General features: G+C 67.5%; 13 protein-coding genes. 4 read left to right on the top strand and 9 right to left on the bottom strand.

All coding sequences use genetic code 11. The annotated features are described in order from the left end of the window. Nucleotides 1-5 precede the first annotated feature (5 nt). The 6 genes from kdpC to pyrE all read right to left on the bottom strand — a co-directional run bounded on the left by kdpC (nt 6) and on the right by pyrE (nt 6108). Complete coding sequence (gene kdpC / locus ORK51_RS16545; RefSeq protein ID WP_070426460.1) at nt 6-650, bottom strand: potassium-transporting ATPase subunit KdpC; 645 nt, start codon at nt 648-650, stop codon at nt 6-8. Next, complete coding sequence (gene kdpB, locus ORK51_RS16540) at nt 647-2698, bottom strand: potassium-transporting ATPase subunit KdpB (protein ID WP_266085927.1); 2052 nt, start codon at nt 2696-2698, stop codon at nt 647-649. The genes kdpC and kdpB overlap by 4 nt, the downstream gene beginning before the upstream one ends. Before the next feature lie 11 nt (nt 2699-2709). Next, on the bottom strand, nt 2710-4428 hold the full coding sequence (kdpA, locus tag ORK51_RS16535; RefSeq protein ID WP_266085925.1) for a potassium-transporting ATPase subunit KdpA: 1719 nt from the start codon (nt 4426-4428) through the stop codon (nt 2710-2712). A gap of 12 nt (nt 4429-4440) precedes the next feature. Next, nucleotides 4441-4533 carry a potassium-transporting ATPase subunit F gene (locus ORK51_RS16530; protein ID WP_019183961.1) on the bottom strand — a complete coding sequence of 31 codons (93 nt, stop codon included), beginning with the start codon at nt 4531-4533 and terminating at the stop codon, nt 4441-4443. Nucleotides 4534-4767: 234 nt separating this feature from the next. After that, on the bottom strand, nt 4768-5430 hold the full coding sequence (locus tag ORK51_RS16525; RefSeq protein ID WP_266085923.1) for a hypothetical protein: 663 nt from the start codon (nt 5428-5430) through the stop codon (nt 4768-4770). Nucleotides 5431-5448: 18 nt separating this feature from the next. After that, nucleotides 5449-6108: an orotate phosphoribosyltransferase gene (gene pyrE, locus ORK51_RS16520; RefSeq protein WP_046272987.1), complete on the bottom strand. Its 660-nt coding sequence runs from the start codon at nt 6106-6108 to the stop codon at nt 5449-5451. Nucleotides 6109-6315: 207 nt separating this feature from the next. Between pyrE and ORK51_RS16515 the strand changes: the two genes are divergently transcribed. From ORK51_RS16515 to ORK51_RS16505, 3 genes are all read left to right on the top strand, one after another. Then, nucleotides 6316-7116: an exodeoxyribonuclease III gene (locus ORK51_RS16515; protein ID WP_019183958.1), complete on the top strand. Its 801-nt coding sequence runs from the start codon at nt 6316-6318 to the stop codon at nt 7114-7116. Beyond that, the gene (locus ORK51_RS16510) at nt 7113-8408 is read left to right on the top strand and encodes an AmpG family muropeptide MFS transporter (RefSeq protein ID WP_019183957.1); all 1296 of its coding nucleotides are present in this window, start codon (nt 7113-7115) and stop codon (nt 8406-8408) included. The genes ORK51_RS16515 and ORK51_RS16510 overlap by 4 nt, the downstream gene beginning before the upstream one ends. Before the next feature lie 81 nt (nt 8409-8489). Next, a complete protein-coding gene (locus tag ORK51_RS16505) occupies nt 8490-8717 on the top strand; it encodes a hypothetical protein (RefSeq protein WP_019183956.1) in 228 nt (75 codons plus the stop codon). A 66-nt stretch (nt 8718-8783) separates the two neighbouring features. Here the strand turns inward: ORK51_RS16505 and ORK51_RS16500 are convergent, their stop codons facing one another. Together ORK51_RS16500 and ORK51_RS16495 are read right to left on the bottom strand one after the other, a co-directional pair. Next, complete coding sequence (locus ORK51_RS16500; protein WP_266085917.1) at nt 8784-9911, bottom strand: anhydro-N-acetylmuramic acid kinase; 1128 nt, start codon at nt 9909-9911, stop codon at nt 8784-8786. Nucleotides 9912-9977: 66 nt separating this feature from the next. Continuing rightward, entirely contained in the window at nt 9978-11441 is a 1464-nt protein-coding gene (locus tag ORK51_RS16495) for a M23 family metallopeptidase (protein ID WP_261997834.1), read from the bottom strand. 168 nt (nt 11442-11609) lie between these two features. Here ORK51_RS16495 and tyrS point away from each other — a divergent pair, with 168 nt between their 5' ends. Beyond that, on the top strand, nt 11610-12821 hold the full coding sequence (tyrS, locus tag ORK51_RS16490) for a tyrosine--tRNA ligase (protein ID WP_019183953.1): 1212 nt from the start codon (nt 11610-11612) through the stop codon (nt 12819-12821). A gap of 159 nt (nt 12822-12980) precedes the next feature. On the opposite strand, the gene ORK51_RS16485 is transcribed toward tyrS, so the two are convergent. After that, nucleotides 12981-13196: hypothetical protein (locus tag ORK51_RS16485; RefSeq protein WP_266085914.1), on the bottom strand; the 216-nt coding region annotated here is incomplete at its 5' end.

The raw sequence follows: 13196 nt of genomic DNA, 5'->3' as shown, positions 1-13196 counted from the left end.
CGGCATCACGGTCGGGCCTTGAGATCCTCCAGCGCCAGGTTCAACGTCATCACGTTGACCCGGGCCTGGCCGAACACGCCCCACTGCGGGCCCAGCGTGTTGGCCTGCACCAACGCGGCGACGCGCTCGGCCGGCAGCCCACGGCTGCGTGCCACGCGGGCCACCTGCACCTGCGCGGCGGCCGGGGAGATCTCCGGGTCCATGCCGGCGCCGGACTGGGTGACCAGATCGCCGGGCACCTGCGCGGCAGGCACGCCTTCGCGTGCGGCCACCGCCGTGATCGCCGCCTGCACCCGTTCCTGCAGCGCCGGATTGGTGCGCGCCATGTTGCTGCCGGCCGCGGCCATCGGGTCGTAGTTGGCCGCCGACGGCCGCGCCTGGAAGTAGCCATCGCCGACGAACGGCTGGGCGATCAGCTGCGAGCCACGCACCTGCCCGTCGCGGATCAGCAGGCTGCCATCGGCCTGCGCCGGGAACAGCAGCCGGCTCACGCTGGTCGTGGCCACTGCATAGGCCAGGCCGAGCAGCAACAGGCTGCTCAGGCCGAGCACGAGGGCCGGGCGCCAGGCGCTGTCCTGCTGCAGGTGGAGGGAGGCGGCCGCGCGACTGCGCGCCGAACGGGGAACAGAAGCAGCTAGCGAGCGGTTCATGCGCCGAACACCGAGACAAGGAAGAGGTCGATCAATTTGATGGCCGCAAACGGCAGCAGCACGCCGCCCAGGCCATACACCAGCATGTTCCGGCGGAGCAGTGCGGTGGCCGTGGCCGGGCGGAAGCGCACCCCGCGCAAGGCCAGCGGGATCAGCGCCGGGATCACCAACGCATTGAAGATCAGCGCCGCCAGCACCGCATTGCGCGGGCTGGACAGGTGCATCACGTTCAGCGCCGCCATCGCCGGCAGGGTGGAGGCGAACAGCGCCGGCAGGATCGCGAAATACTTGGAGACATCGTTGGCCAGCGAGAAGGTGGTCAGCGCACCGCGGGTGATCAGCTGCTGCTTGCCCACTTCCACCACCGCCAGCAGCTTGGCCGGGTCCGAATCCAGATCGACCATGTTGCCGGCCTCCTTGGCGGCCTGCGTGCCGGAGTTCATCGCCAGCCCGATGTCGGCCTGGGCCAGCGCCGGGGCGTCGTTGGTGCCGTCGCCGACCATCGCCACCAGCCGCCCACCGGCCTGCTCGGCGCGGATGCGGGCCAGCTTGTCTTCGGGGCGGGCCTCGGCGATGTAGTCGTCCACACCGGCTTCGGCGGCGATCGCCGCAGCGGTCAGCGGGTTGTCGCCGGTGATCATCACCGTGCGGATGCCCATCGCGCGCAGCTGCGCGAACTTCTCGCGCATGCCGTGCTTGACCACGTCCGACAGCTCGATCACGCCCAGCACATGGCGGCCTTCGCACACCACCAGCGGGGTGGCACCGTTGCGCGCCACCTGCTCCACGCGGCCCGGCAGCTCCGACGGCACGGTCCCGCCCAGCTCACGCACATACGCGGTGATCGCATCGGAAGCGCCCTTGCGGATGCGGCGGCCGCCGTCCAGATCCACACCGGACATGCGGGTCTGCGCAGAGAACGCAAGATAGTCCGCACGGTCCGGCTCGGCGGTGGTGCAGCCCAGCTCACGCGCGAGACGCACGACCGATTTGCCTTCCGGCGTCGGGTCGGCCAGCGAGGACAGCAGCGCTGCTTCGCGCAGCTGCGTGGCATCAATCCCCGCCAGTGCATGGAAGTGCGTGGCCTGGCGGTCGCCATGGGTGATCGTGCCGGTCTTGTCGAGCAGCAGCACGTCCACGTCGCCGGCCACTTCCACCGCCTTGCCGGACTTGGCCAGCACGTTGGCGGCCAGCGCCCGGTTCATGCCGGCGATACCGATGGCCGGCAGCAAGCCGCCGATGGTGGTCGGAATCAAACACACCAGCAGCGCGATCAACAGCAGCGGATCGACCTGCACACCAACGAACGCACCGATCGCCGGCAGCGTCGCCACCACCACCAGGAAGGTCAGCGTCATCGCCGCCAGCAGCAGGGTCAGGGCGACCTCGTTCGGGGTCTTCTGGCGGTTCGCGCCTTCCACCAGGGCGATCATCCGGTCCAGGAAGCTGTGGCCCGGCTCGGCGGTGATGCGCACGATGATCTGGTCGGAGAGCACCTTGGTGCCGCCGATCACGCCGCTGCGGTCGGTACCCGCTTCGCGCAGCACGGGGGCCGATTCGCCGGTCACCGCCGCTTCGTTGATGGTGGCCAGGCCCTGCACGATCTCGCCATCGGCCGGGATCAGTTCCCCGGCACTGACGATCACATGGTCGCCCGGGCGCAGTTCGGCCGCCGGGACCTGGGTCTCGCTGGCCCCGGCATGCGCGGCCGCCAACCGGCGCGCGCTGAGGTCCTGCCGGGCGCGTCGCAGCGAGGCGGCCTGGCCACGGCCGCGCGCTTCGGCCACCGCCTCGGCGAAGTTGCCGAACAGCACCGTCAGCAGCAGGATCGCGGTGACCGCCAGGCCGAAGCCCAGCGGCGCATTGCCGGTCAGCGTGACCAGGGCGCTGACCACTGTGCCGACCATCACCACGGCCATCACCGGGCTGTGCAGCAGGTGCCGGGGCGAGAGCTTGATGACGGCGTCGCGCAGGGCACGGCGCCAGCCGGCGCCGTCGAGCAGGCGCTGGCGGCGATGGGAAGAAACGTTCAACGGATACGTACTCATGGAAGGCGGTCTCAGTGCAGCGTCAGCGACAGGTGATCGGCGACCGGGCCCAGCACCAGCGCCGGCATGAACTGCAATACGGTGAGGATGACGATCAGCGCGATCAGGGTCAGCGCGAAGGTCGGGGTTTCAATCTGCAGCGTGCCGGCCGATTCCGGCGCCCGCCGCTTGGCCGCCAGCTGCGCGGCCACGATCAACGGGATCACCAGCACCGGATAGCGGCCCAGCAGCAGCACCAGGGTGCAGCTCAGGTTCCACCACACCGTGGCATCGCCGAGGCCTTCAAAGCCCGAGCCGTTGTTGGCGAACGCCGAGGTGTACTCGTAGAACACCTGGCTGATGCCGTGGAAGCCGGGATTTGAGGTGCCGGTGATCGACGGGATCGCCAGGGTCAACGCGGTGAAGCCCAGGATGGTGATCGGCTGCAGCAGCACCAGCAGCGCGAGCAGGCGCACCTGCGGCGTTTCCAGTTTGCGGCCGAACAGTTCCGGGGTGCGGCCGGTCATCAGGCCGGCCAGGAACACGCCCAGCAGTAGGTACACGATGAACTGCTGCAGCCCACAGCCGATGCCGCCCCAGATCGCATTGACCAGCATGTTGACCATCGGCACGGCGCCGGCCAGCGGGCTGAGCGAGTCATGCATGCCGTTGACCGAACCGTTGGATACCTGGGTGGTGATCGCGGCCCACAAGCCCGTGCCATCGGCACCGAAGCGCACTTCCTTGCCCTCCATCAGCAGCGGGCTGGCCGCAGTGGCCGAGTGGCCTTCCAGCCACACCGTGGCGGCGATCGACACACTGGACATCGCCAGCATGCAGCCGAACACCAGCCCGGCCAGGCGCTTGCGTCCGGTGAAGGCGCCGAGCATGAAGATCACCGCGATCGGGACCAGCAGGATGCCGATCAGTTCCAGCGCGTTGGACAGTGGGGTCGGGTTCTCCAGCGGCATCGCGCTGTTGGGGCCGTACCAGCCACCGCCATTGGTGCCCAGCTGCTTGGCCGCGACCATCGCCGCGACCGGCCCGAGCGGCAGCTTCTGCGTGCCCATGCCGGCCGAGGCGTCGATCGGCGTGGCCTGCGGACCGCCGGCGAGGGTGGCGGGCACGCCCTGGCTGGTCAGCAGCACCGCCCACAGCAGGCACAGCGGCAGCATGAAGCGCACGCTCGAGCGCACCACATCGGCGTAGTAATTGCCCACATCGACGCGGCGGTCCGCACTCAGCAGCGCAGCCTGGTCGGCCGGCACATCCTCGGGGCGCGCGCCGAACAGCGCACGCAACGTGGCCACCACCAGCGCCAGGCCCATCATCGGCGTCACCACCTGCAGCCCGGTGATCGCGGTCATCTGCGAGAAGTACGACAGCTGCGCCTGCCCGGAATAATGCTGCTGGTTGGTGTTGGTCAGGAACGACACCATGGTGTGCAGCGCCGTATCCCAGCGCATGTTGGGGATCTGGTCCGGATTGAACGGCAGCCAGGCCTGGGTCATGAAGACGGCCTGCACCAGCACCGCGATCACCACGTTGCTGAGCAGGAAGGCGCCCACGTAGCCACGCCAGGACATGCCGCGCGCCGGATTCACCCCCAGCAGCCGGTAAAGGGGTTTTTCAACCAGCCCGAACAGCGCATCGCCACGCATCGGGCCACCGCGCATCACCCGGGCCAGGTACAGCCCAAGCGGAAAGGCCAGCACGATGCTGGCCAGCAGGATCAACAGGATCTCGGTCATGGTCGGCTCCGGTCAGAAGGTTTCGGGCCGAAGCACGACGTACAGCAGATAGGCGGCGGCAACGAGCACCAGCACGCCGCACAGCAGGGAAAGCCAGGCAGACATGGTCGTGGCCTCAAACGCGGGAAAGGGAGCGCGCGGTGCACGGGGCACCGGCGGGGAAGACAGGCAGATACGGGCTCATGAGACGTCCAGGTGGAACCACTCCACGTCAGGCGCCCATGGTCTGCCTGCACGGCATAAACGCTCCACGCCCGAAACCGGCGCACCGCGTAAAAAGTGCATAAAAAAAGGCGACCCCAAGGCCGCCTTCGTTTCAACGCCATCGCACCTCCGCCCTTACCCGCGCGGATCGCTCCCCACACCCTTGAGCAACCGATAGCGCTGCAGCGTGCTCTCGATCTCCACGTCCAGCGCCCGGCGCTGCTGCTCGAACGAGGCCTGCATGCGCCGCTGCGTCACCAGCTCGGCATGCCGCTGGCGGATGCGCTCGGCCTGCTTGTCCGGCACCGGCTGCCCATCCAGCTCGCGGTTGCCCGCACTGGCCAGCAGGGTGACCAGCGCATCACGCACGCTGGCCACGTTGTAGCTGGCAGTGTGGATGTTGTTGTCCAGGATGCCGCCGCGCTCGGCGAACACCCGGCGCAGGTCGTCCTCGCTCTCGTACGTGGCCAGCATCGCCTGCTCGGTACGCTGGCGGGTCTGCTCGGCGGCCAGGTCCAGGCGCTGCTGCGCGGCCTGCGCCGCGGCATCGGCGCGTTCGTCGTCAGTCAACGCGCGCTGCACTTCCCCACTGCGCATGCCGCTGCGCAGGTTGAACTCCTCGCGCGCACTGTTCACCGCCTCCTGGGGCAGGGCATCACTGCAGATCCGCTCGCTGCCCTTGTTCCAGCAGTACAGCTTCTTCGGCGCTGCGTCGGCCGCGCGCTTCTGTGCCTGGGCAGGCAACAGCGGCACGGCCAGCAACAGGCCGACAACGGTGAACGAGGCAAACCTGGACATGGTGAAAGCCCCCTGCTCTCAACGTGTAGGACGGCTGCCGTAGCGGGAACGATAGTCCTCCAGCGGCTGCCGGTAGCCCACAAGTTCCGGATTTCCGGAGGCAAAATCAAGCAGGTCGGCCAGCGTGGCCACGGCGACCACCGGAATGCCGGCTTCTTCGGCCACGGCCTGCGCGGCCGAACGGCGGTCGGTTTCCGAGGCGATCTCCTGGCGGTCCAGGGCCACCACGATGCCGGCCGGGGTGCCACCAGCGCCCTTGATGATCGCCAGTGCTTCGCGGATCGCGGTGCCGGCGGTGATCACATCATCGACGATCAGCACGCGCTTGCCATTCATGTCCGCGCCGATCAGGTTGCCGCCTTCGCCGTGGTCCTTGGCTTCCTTGCGGTTGAACGACAGCGGCAGGTCGCGGCCGCGCTGGGCGAATTCACAGGCGGTCGCGGTGGCCAGCGGGATGCCCTTGTAGGCCGGGCCGAACACGACGTCGAACTTCAGCCCGGTGGCTTCCACGGCATCGGCGTAGCAGGCCGCCAGCTGGGACATGCGCGCGCCGGAATCGAACCGGCCGGCGTTGAAGAAATAGGGGCTCAGACGGCCGGACTTCAGGGTGAACTGGCCGAAACGCAGGGCATCGGCGGTCAGGGCCAGTTGCAGGAAACGGTGGCGATGGTCGCTCATCAAGACTCGATTCAATTCATTTGGAGCGCAAATCCTAATGCATGCCCGCACTTTTCCGCTCGTCGAGCCCTGCGGCCCGGTGTCGCACGGGCTGGCGAGACGGCTTCGCCAGATGGCCGCGGGCGGTAATGCCGTCCGTTTCCAGCCAGCCCCTGCAAGGGCCGAAACGGTATGCTCTTGCGGGTATCGTTCCAGACCCGGGTCAGCATGCGCATCATCAGTTTCAACGCCAACGGCATCCGTTCCGCCGCCACCAAGGGCTTTCTCGAGTGGTTCCGCGCCCAGGACGCCGACGTCCTGTGCATCCAGGAAACCAAGGCCCAGGAAGACCAGCTGACCGACCCGATGTTCCGCCCGGACGGGCACCACTGCTTCTACCGCGACGCCATCACCAAGAAGGGCTACAGCGGCGTGGCGATCTACAGCAAGCGCGAGCCGGACCAGGTGATCACCTCGCTGGGCTGGGCCCCGTTCGACGATGAAGGCCGCTACATCGAAGCCCGCTACGGCAACCTCAGCGTGGTCTCCTTCTATATCCCCTCGGGCAGCTCGGGCGATCTGCGCCAGGGCTTCAAGTACGAAGTGATGGAGTGGCTGCGCCCGATCCTGGCCGGCTGGCTGGCCAGTGGCCGCGACTACGTGCTGTGCGGCGACTGGAACATCGTGCGTTCCGCGCTGGACATCAAGAACTGGAAATCCAACCAGAAGAACTCCGGCTGCCTGCCGCCCGAGCGCGACTGGCTCAACGGCCAGTGCGTGGATGCCGACCAGGCGCTGGACATCGCCGCCGGCCAGGGCTGGACCGATGCCTACCGCCTGCTGCACCCGCAGGGCGAGGACTACACCTGGTGGAGCAACCGCGGCCAGGCGCGCGCCAACAATGTCGGCTGGCGCATCGATTACCAGTTCGTCAGCCCGGGCCTGCGTGACCGCCTGCGCAGCTGCTCGGTGTACCGCGATGAACGCTTCTCCGACCATGCGCCGTTCACGGTGGACTACGCCCCATGACCGAAGCGGTCGAGCCGGTGTCCTACAAGGGGTGGGCGGGGATCAAGCGCGCCTTCGGTACGCCCTCGGCGCTGACGATGGCCTTCCTGGGCTTCGGCAGCGGCCTGCCGTTCCTGCTGATCGCCTCGCAGACGCTGTCCACCCGCCTGCGGGATGTCGGCCTGGATCTGGGCAGCATCGGGCTGATCAGCCTGGCCAGCTTCTTCTATCTGATGAAGTTCGTCTGGGCCCCGCTGATCGACCGCTACGCGTTCCCGCTGATCGGCTTCCTCGGCCGGCGCCGCTCGTGGCTGCTGGCCTCGCAGATCGGCGTCACCGGCGGGTTGTTCGCGCTGGCCTTCGTCCGGCCCGAACTCGGCGTCACCCCGCTGGTGCTGTGGGTGCTGGTGGCTTCGTTCGCTGGTGCGACCCAGGATTCGGTGGTGGACGCCTACCGCATCGAGATCGCACCGGAGAGTGCCCAGGCGGCGCTTGCCGCGACCTATACGCTGGGCTATCGCATCGGCCTGATCCTGGCCGGCGCGGGCGCGCTGTACCTGGCCCAGTTCGAGAGCTGGATCGTGGCCTACCTGGCGATGGCTGCGTTGATGATCCTGCCGATCATCACCACGCTGCTGTGCCGCGAGCCGGAGCAGCCCGAGGTGCGCATCCAGCGCCGGATCGATTTCTTCGGCGCGTTCTGGCAGCCGATCGCCAGCTTCTTCAGCACCAATGGCGTGGTGCTGGCGCTGGTGCTGCTGGCCTTCGTCGGGCTCTACAAATTCCCGGACCAGGTGATCGGGGTGATGGCCGGTCCGTTCTATCTCGATTCGGGCTTCACCAAGGCCGACATCGCGACCGTCTCCAAGCTGTTCGGCGTGTGGATGGGCATCGGCGGCGCATTCCTCGGCGGCATCGCGGTGGCTGCATTCGGCTTTCGCCGCATGTTGCTGGTCGCCGCGCTGGGCGTGGCGCTGTCCAACCTGGCGTTCCTGCTGATGGCGCACAACCCGGGCCAGCTGTGGGCGTTCTATGCGGCGCTGAGCGCGGACAACCTGTTCCAGGGCTTCGCCGGCACGGTGCTGGTCGCCTTCATGTCCTCGCTGACCGACCGCAACTTCACCGCCACCCAGTACGCGCTGCTGGTCTCGCTGGCCAACCTGCCGGGCAAGTTCGTCGGCGGCGTCTCCGGTTACATCGTGGAGGCGAGCTCGTACAGCACCTTCTTCATCCTCAGCGCCACCACGGTCATCCCGACCCTGCTGCTGCTGATCTGGCTGTGGCCACGGATCCGGGACCGCAGCTCGGCCTGAGTGGTTTGCGTGCCGGCAGAGCCTGATGGATCATGCCGGCACAGTCGCTGCGGGGATGGCGGCGCGCCAACGGGGAGAACGATGGCTGATCTACTGCTGCGGGATATGGACCCGCTGTTGCTGGAACGTATCCGCCGCATCGCAGTGGCGCGTGGCTGGTCCCGCGAGGACACCTGCGTGGCATTGCTGGAACAAGGCCTGTTCGCCAGCGAACTGGAGGTCCGCAGCGGCTTCCACGATCCCGAAGTCGATGCGCTCGCCGATGCCATCGCGGCACTGCAGGCGCTGCCGGACGCGCAGGGGCTGTAACGGCGGCACGCGCCGAGCCGCGCATCGGCGATCACCGCCGCACGCAGCGCCCGCCGCCGTGGCGCCTCAGGCCGGGTGGATCGCCCCGAGAATCCGCGGCCCCCGCGCGCCACTCACGCTCGGCAGATTGCCCGGCAACCCGGCCAGCGTGCGCTGCGCCAACCACGCAAACCCCATCGCCTCCAGATAATCCGGATCCAGCCCGTGCACCGCGCTTGACTCGATCACCACGCCCGGCAGGCGTGCGCCCAAGCGCCGCAGCAGCTGCGGGTTGCGCACGCCACCGCCGCAGACCAGCACCCGCTTCGCGCCCGGCAGGTGCGCCAACAGCGCATCGGCCACCGTCGCGGCGGTCAGCTCCAGCAGGGTCGCCTGCACATCCGCGCCGGAGACCTGTCCCTCGCCCAGTTGCGCCTGCGCCCAGTCCAGGTGGAACTGCTCGCGCCCGGTGCTCTTGGGCGGCGGCAGCGCAAACCATGGATCGGCCAGCCACCGCGCCAGCAGCGCCGTATCGACCTGCCCGCTGGCCGCGAATGCCCCGTCGGCGTCGAACGGTTCGCCGCGGTGGCGCTGGCACCAGGCATCCATCAGCGCATTGGCCGGGCCGGTATCGAAGCCGCGCGGGGTGCCCTGGCGCGGGATCAGGGTGAGATTGCCGATGCCGCCCAGGTTGAGCACGGCGCGGTCTTCGTCGCTGTCACCCAGCATCGCCAGGTGGAACGCCGGCATCAGCGGCGCGCCATGGCCGCCGGCGGCCACATCGCGGCGGCGGAAATCGGCCACGGTGGTGATGCCGGTCAATTCGGCGATGCGGTTGGCGTCGCCGATCTGCATCGTGAAGGCAGGATCGGCCAGCGGCCGATGGCGTACGGTCTGCCCGTGCGAACCGATGGCGTGCACCTGGGTGCGGTCGATGCGCGCGCTGTCCAGCAGCCGGTTGGCAGCCGCGGCGAACGTGATCCCGACCTCGGCATCGAGCCGGCCCAGCGCGTCCAGCGAGGCGATCGTGCCGCCTTCGCCCAGGGCGATCAGTTCGGCGCGGATCGCCGGATCCCACGCGTGGGTCAGTCCATCGACAAAGCGGCAGCCGCCCTCGGCGGGGAACTGCACCAGCGCGGCATCGATGCCGTCGGCGCTGGTGCCGGACATCAGGCCCAGGTAGAGCGGGGTGGTGGGATCAACAGCAGAGGTCATGGCCAGGCGGTCCAACGGGTTGCATGCAGCTTCCGCGCAACCCGTTGCCGCCGTCAATCGATGCGATCAGCCGCGGTTGGATTTGACCGGCTTGCCGGCCTTTGCGGTGGCCGTATCGGCCGACGTGGCAGCCGGGGCCGGGCTGGCGTCGGCGTAGATCAGCTTCTCCATGCCCTGGATGCGCGCCAGTGCCGGCGCGGTCTGCGCACGGAAGGCGGCCAGCTCGGCACCCTGCAGCGGCTCCGGCGGCGGCATCGTCACCGACAGCGGGTTGCGGTGCACGCCGTTGACGCGGAATTCGTAATGCAGGTGCGGGCCGGTGGCCATGCCGGTCGAGCCGACGTAGCCGATCACGGTGCCCTGGGCCACGCGCTGGCCGGTCTTGATGCTGCCAAAGCGCGACATGTGCCCGTACAGCGTGGTGTGGCCACGGCCGTGGTCGAGGATCACCACGTTGCCGTAGCCGCGCTGCACGCCGGCGAACTGCACGCGGGCATCGCCGGCGGCCATGATCGGGGTGCCGGTGCGCGCGGCGTAGTCCACGCCCTTGTGCATGCGCATCTTGCCCAGCACCGGGTGCTTGCGCGCGCCGAAGCTCGAACTCAAGCGCGCGAACTGGATCGGCATGCGGATGAAGCTCTTCTTCAGGGGGCGGCCGCTGGCATCGAAGTATTCGGACTTGCCGTTGCGGTCGAAGCGGAAGCCGCTGTAGGTCTTGCCACCCGAGCTGAAGGTCGCCGCGAGGATCTTGCTGGTGTCCACCTTCTCGCCTTCGCGCCAGGTTTCGTCCATCACCACGCTGAAACGGTCGCCGGGCTGCAGGTCCTTGGAGAAGTCGATGTCGTACTTGAAGATCTCGTCGGTCATCGTCGCGATCGCCGAGGGCGACAGCCCGGCCTTGCGCGCGGCGGCGTACAGCGAACTGGTGATCTCGCCACTGGCGACCACCCGGCGGGTGGAGGTCTCGCGCTTGCTCACCGTCTCGGTGATCTTGTCGCCAGCCAGGGACAGCTCGACGCGGTTGTCGGCATCGCGGTCGAAGCGGATCGTGCGCAACTCACCGGACAGCGGCAGGTCGAAGGCGATCTCCGCGCCGGGGCGCAGCTTGGTCAGCGAGTCGCGCACACCGGGGTGCTCCAGCACCTGGTGCATCACCGTGGCCGGGATCCCGGCCTGGTCGAACAGATTGCTCAGGGTCTGGCCGCGCTGCACGCGCAGCACCTGCCAGCTGTCGCCGGGGGTCTGCTGCTGGCGCTCCAGCGACAGCGGCGGCAACGGCAGCGCCAGGGTCGAATGGCTGACCGAGTAGGGCGAGTCGATGGTGTGCGAGAAGCCCGGGACGATCGTGGCCACCAGGGCGCCGATGGTGGCGAACAGGCTGGCGTGCATCCAGTGGCGGCGGGTCCAGCGCTGGTTGAAGGCCGCGGGAAGATGCTGTTTGAGCTTCCGATGGAGGGCGGTGTCGTGGAGGACGTGGAGACGTTCCTTGAAGCGCTGCTTGCGCGCGCGGCCTTGATCGGAATTGAGCATCGTCGGTCTGTTCCTGGCTGGCCCGGGAGCGCGGGCCCAAACGTCGGTAACATAGACAGGTATAAATACCGCGTCAAACCCTTGTGCCTATTGGCTTTTGTGAAGCACCTGCGGTTAACTTGTACTTAACGTCATTCATATAAATAAGGCATTGCCGGGAGTTGTCACGTGTCCTCGATTGAAGAAGCCATTGCCCTGATCGGGCGAGGCGCCGATGAGATCCTCAAATCCGACGAACTGCGCCAGCGTCTGGAAAGCGGCCGTCCGCTGCGGGTCAAGGCCGGCTTCGACCCCACCGCCCCGGACCTGCACCTGGGCCACACCGTGCTGCTGAACAAGCTGCGCCAGTTCCAGGACCTTGGCCACCAGGTGATCTTCCTGATCGGCGACTTCACCGGGATGATCGGCGACCCGTCCGGCAAGAACGTCACCCGCAAGCCGCTCACCAAGGAAGATGTGCTCGCCAACGCGCGTACCTATGAGGACCAGGTCTTCAAGGTGCTGGACCGCGAAAAGACTGAAGTGCGCTTCAATTCGGAGTGGTTCGGCAAGATGGCCGCCGCCGACATGATCCGCCTGGCCGGCCAGCACACCGTGGCGCGCATGCTCGAGCGCGACGATTTCGCCAAGCGCTATGCCGCCCAGCAGTCCATCGCCCTGCATGAGTTCCTGTACCCGCTGGTGCAGGGCTATGACTCGGTCGCACTGGAAGCGGACGTCGAACTGGGCGGTACCGACCAGAAGTTCAACCTGCTGATGGGCCGTGGCCTGCAGGAGCACTACGGGCAGAAGCCGCAGATCGTGCTGACCATGCCGCTGCTGGAAGGCCTGGACGGCGTGGCCAAGATGTCCAAGTCGCTCAACAACTATATTGGTATCAGCGAGCCGGCCATCGACATCGTCACCAAGACCATGAAGATCGGCGACGACCTGATGTGGCGCTGGATCGAGCTGCTCTCCTTTGATATCAGCCAGGCCGAGGCCAAGGCCCTGCGTGAGCAGGTCGAGGCGGGCGGGTTGAACCCGCGCGAGGTGAAGCTGCGCCTGGCGCGTGAGCTGACCACCCGCTTCCATGATGCGGCGGCAGCCGAACAGGCCATCGCCGGCTGGAATGCCGCCGTGACCGGGCAGGGCGATGTGACCCTGCTGCCGCTCCAGGAAGTGACCATTCCGGCCGAAGGCCTGCGTATTGGTGCCCTGCTGACCGCTGCCGGGCTCACCCCGAGCAACTCCGAAGCCTCCCGCAAGCTCAAAGAGCGTGCAGTGAAGGTGGACGGCGAGGTGGTGGAGGACGCCCAGCAGGTGTTCGCGCCCGGTTTTGAAGGCCTGCTGCAGGTCGGCAAGCGCACCTTCGCACGCGTGCTGCTGGTCGCGGCCTAAGTGGCACAAGGGGTCCGGGCGATCCGGCCCCCTTCCAGCATGAATGGGAGGGAGGCGACGTGAAAAAATGTCGCTTACCCCCTTCACAAACGATGCGGATAGGGACATACTTTCCCTCCCCCGACGCAGGGGCCACCGCAAGGCGGCAACCGCGAAGGATCAGGACTTCAACTTCTTCGAAAGAAGGTGTTGACGGAAACGAAAAGCCTGACATAATAGGCGGCTCGCTTCGACGAAAAGACCTTCGGGTCGCACGACGAAGCAGCATCGGCAACAACGTTTCACTTCGGTGAAACGACCTTGAAAAAAGGTGTTGACGAGGCGGAAAAGCCGGCTATAATGGGCGGCTCGCAACGACGGAAACGTCGTGGCACG

Origin of the sequence: Stenotrophomonas sp. RIT-551 (assembly GCF_026241915.1) — a bacterium.
GTDB classification, from domain to species: domain Bacteria; phylum Pseudomonadota; class Gammaproteobacteria; order Xanthomonadales; family Xanthomonadaceae; genus Stenotrophomonas; species Stenotrophomonas bentonitica_A.
This window is presented reverse-complemented; position numbering and strand designations above follow the sequence as displayed.

Excerpts from the sequence above, each read along its gene's own strand:
- kdpC (WP_070426460.1), bottom strand. The coding sequence starts at position 650 with ATGAACCGCTCGCTAGCTGCTTCTGTTCCCCGTTCGGCGCGCAGTCGC.
- ORK51_RS16510 (WP_019183957.1), top strand. The coding sequence starts at position 7,113 with ATGACCGAAGCGGTCGAGCCGGTGTCCTACAAGGGGTGGGCGGGGATC.
- pyrE (WP_046272987.1), bottom strand. The coding sequence starts at position 6,108 with ATGAGCGACCATCGCCACCGTTTCCTGCAACTGGCCCTGACCGCCGAT.
- ORK51_RS16495 (WP_261997834.1), bottom strand. The coding sequence starts at position 11,441 with ATGCTCAATTCCGATCAAGGCCGCGCGCGCAAGCAGCGCTTCAAGGAA.
- ORK51_RS16500 (WP_266085917.1), bottom strand. The coding sequence starts at position 9,911 with ATGACCTCTGCTGTTGATCCCACCACCCCGCTCTACCTGGGCCTGATG.
- ORK51_RS16525 (WP_266085923.1), bottom strand. The coding sequence starts at position 5,430 with ATGTCCAGGTTTGCCTCGTTCACCGTTGTCGGCCTGTTGCTGGCCGTG.
- ORK51_RS16530 (WP_019183961.1), bottom strand. The coding sequence starts at position 4,533 with ATGTCTGCCTGGCTTTCCCTGCTGTGCGGCGTGCTGGTGCTCGTTGCC.
- ORK51_RS16505 (WP_019183956.1), top strand. The coding sequence starts at position 8,490 with ATGGCTGATCTACTGCTGCGGGATATGGACCCGCTGTTGCTGGAACGT.
- kdpA (WP_266085925.1), bottom strand. The coding sequence starts at position 4,428 with ATGACCGAGATCCTGTTGATCCTGCTGGCCAGCATCGTGCTGGCCTTT.
- kdpB (WP_266085927.1), bottom strand. The coding sequence starts at position 2,698 with ATGAGTACGTATCCGTTGAACGTTTCTTCCCATCGCCGCCAGCGCCTG.
- ORK51_RS16515 (WP_019183958.1), top strand. The coding sequence starts at position 6,316 with ATGCGCATCATCAGTTTCAACGCCAACGGCATCCGTTCCGCCGCCACC.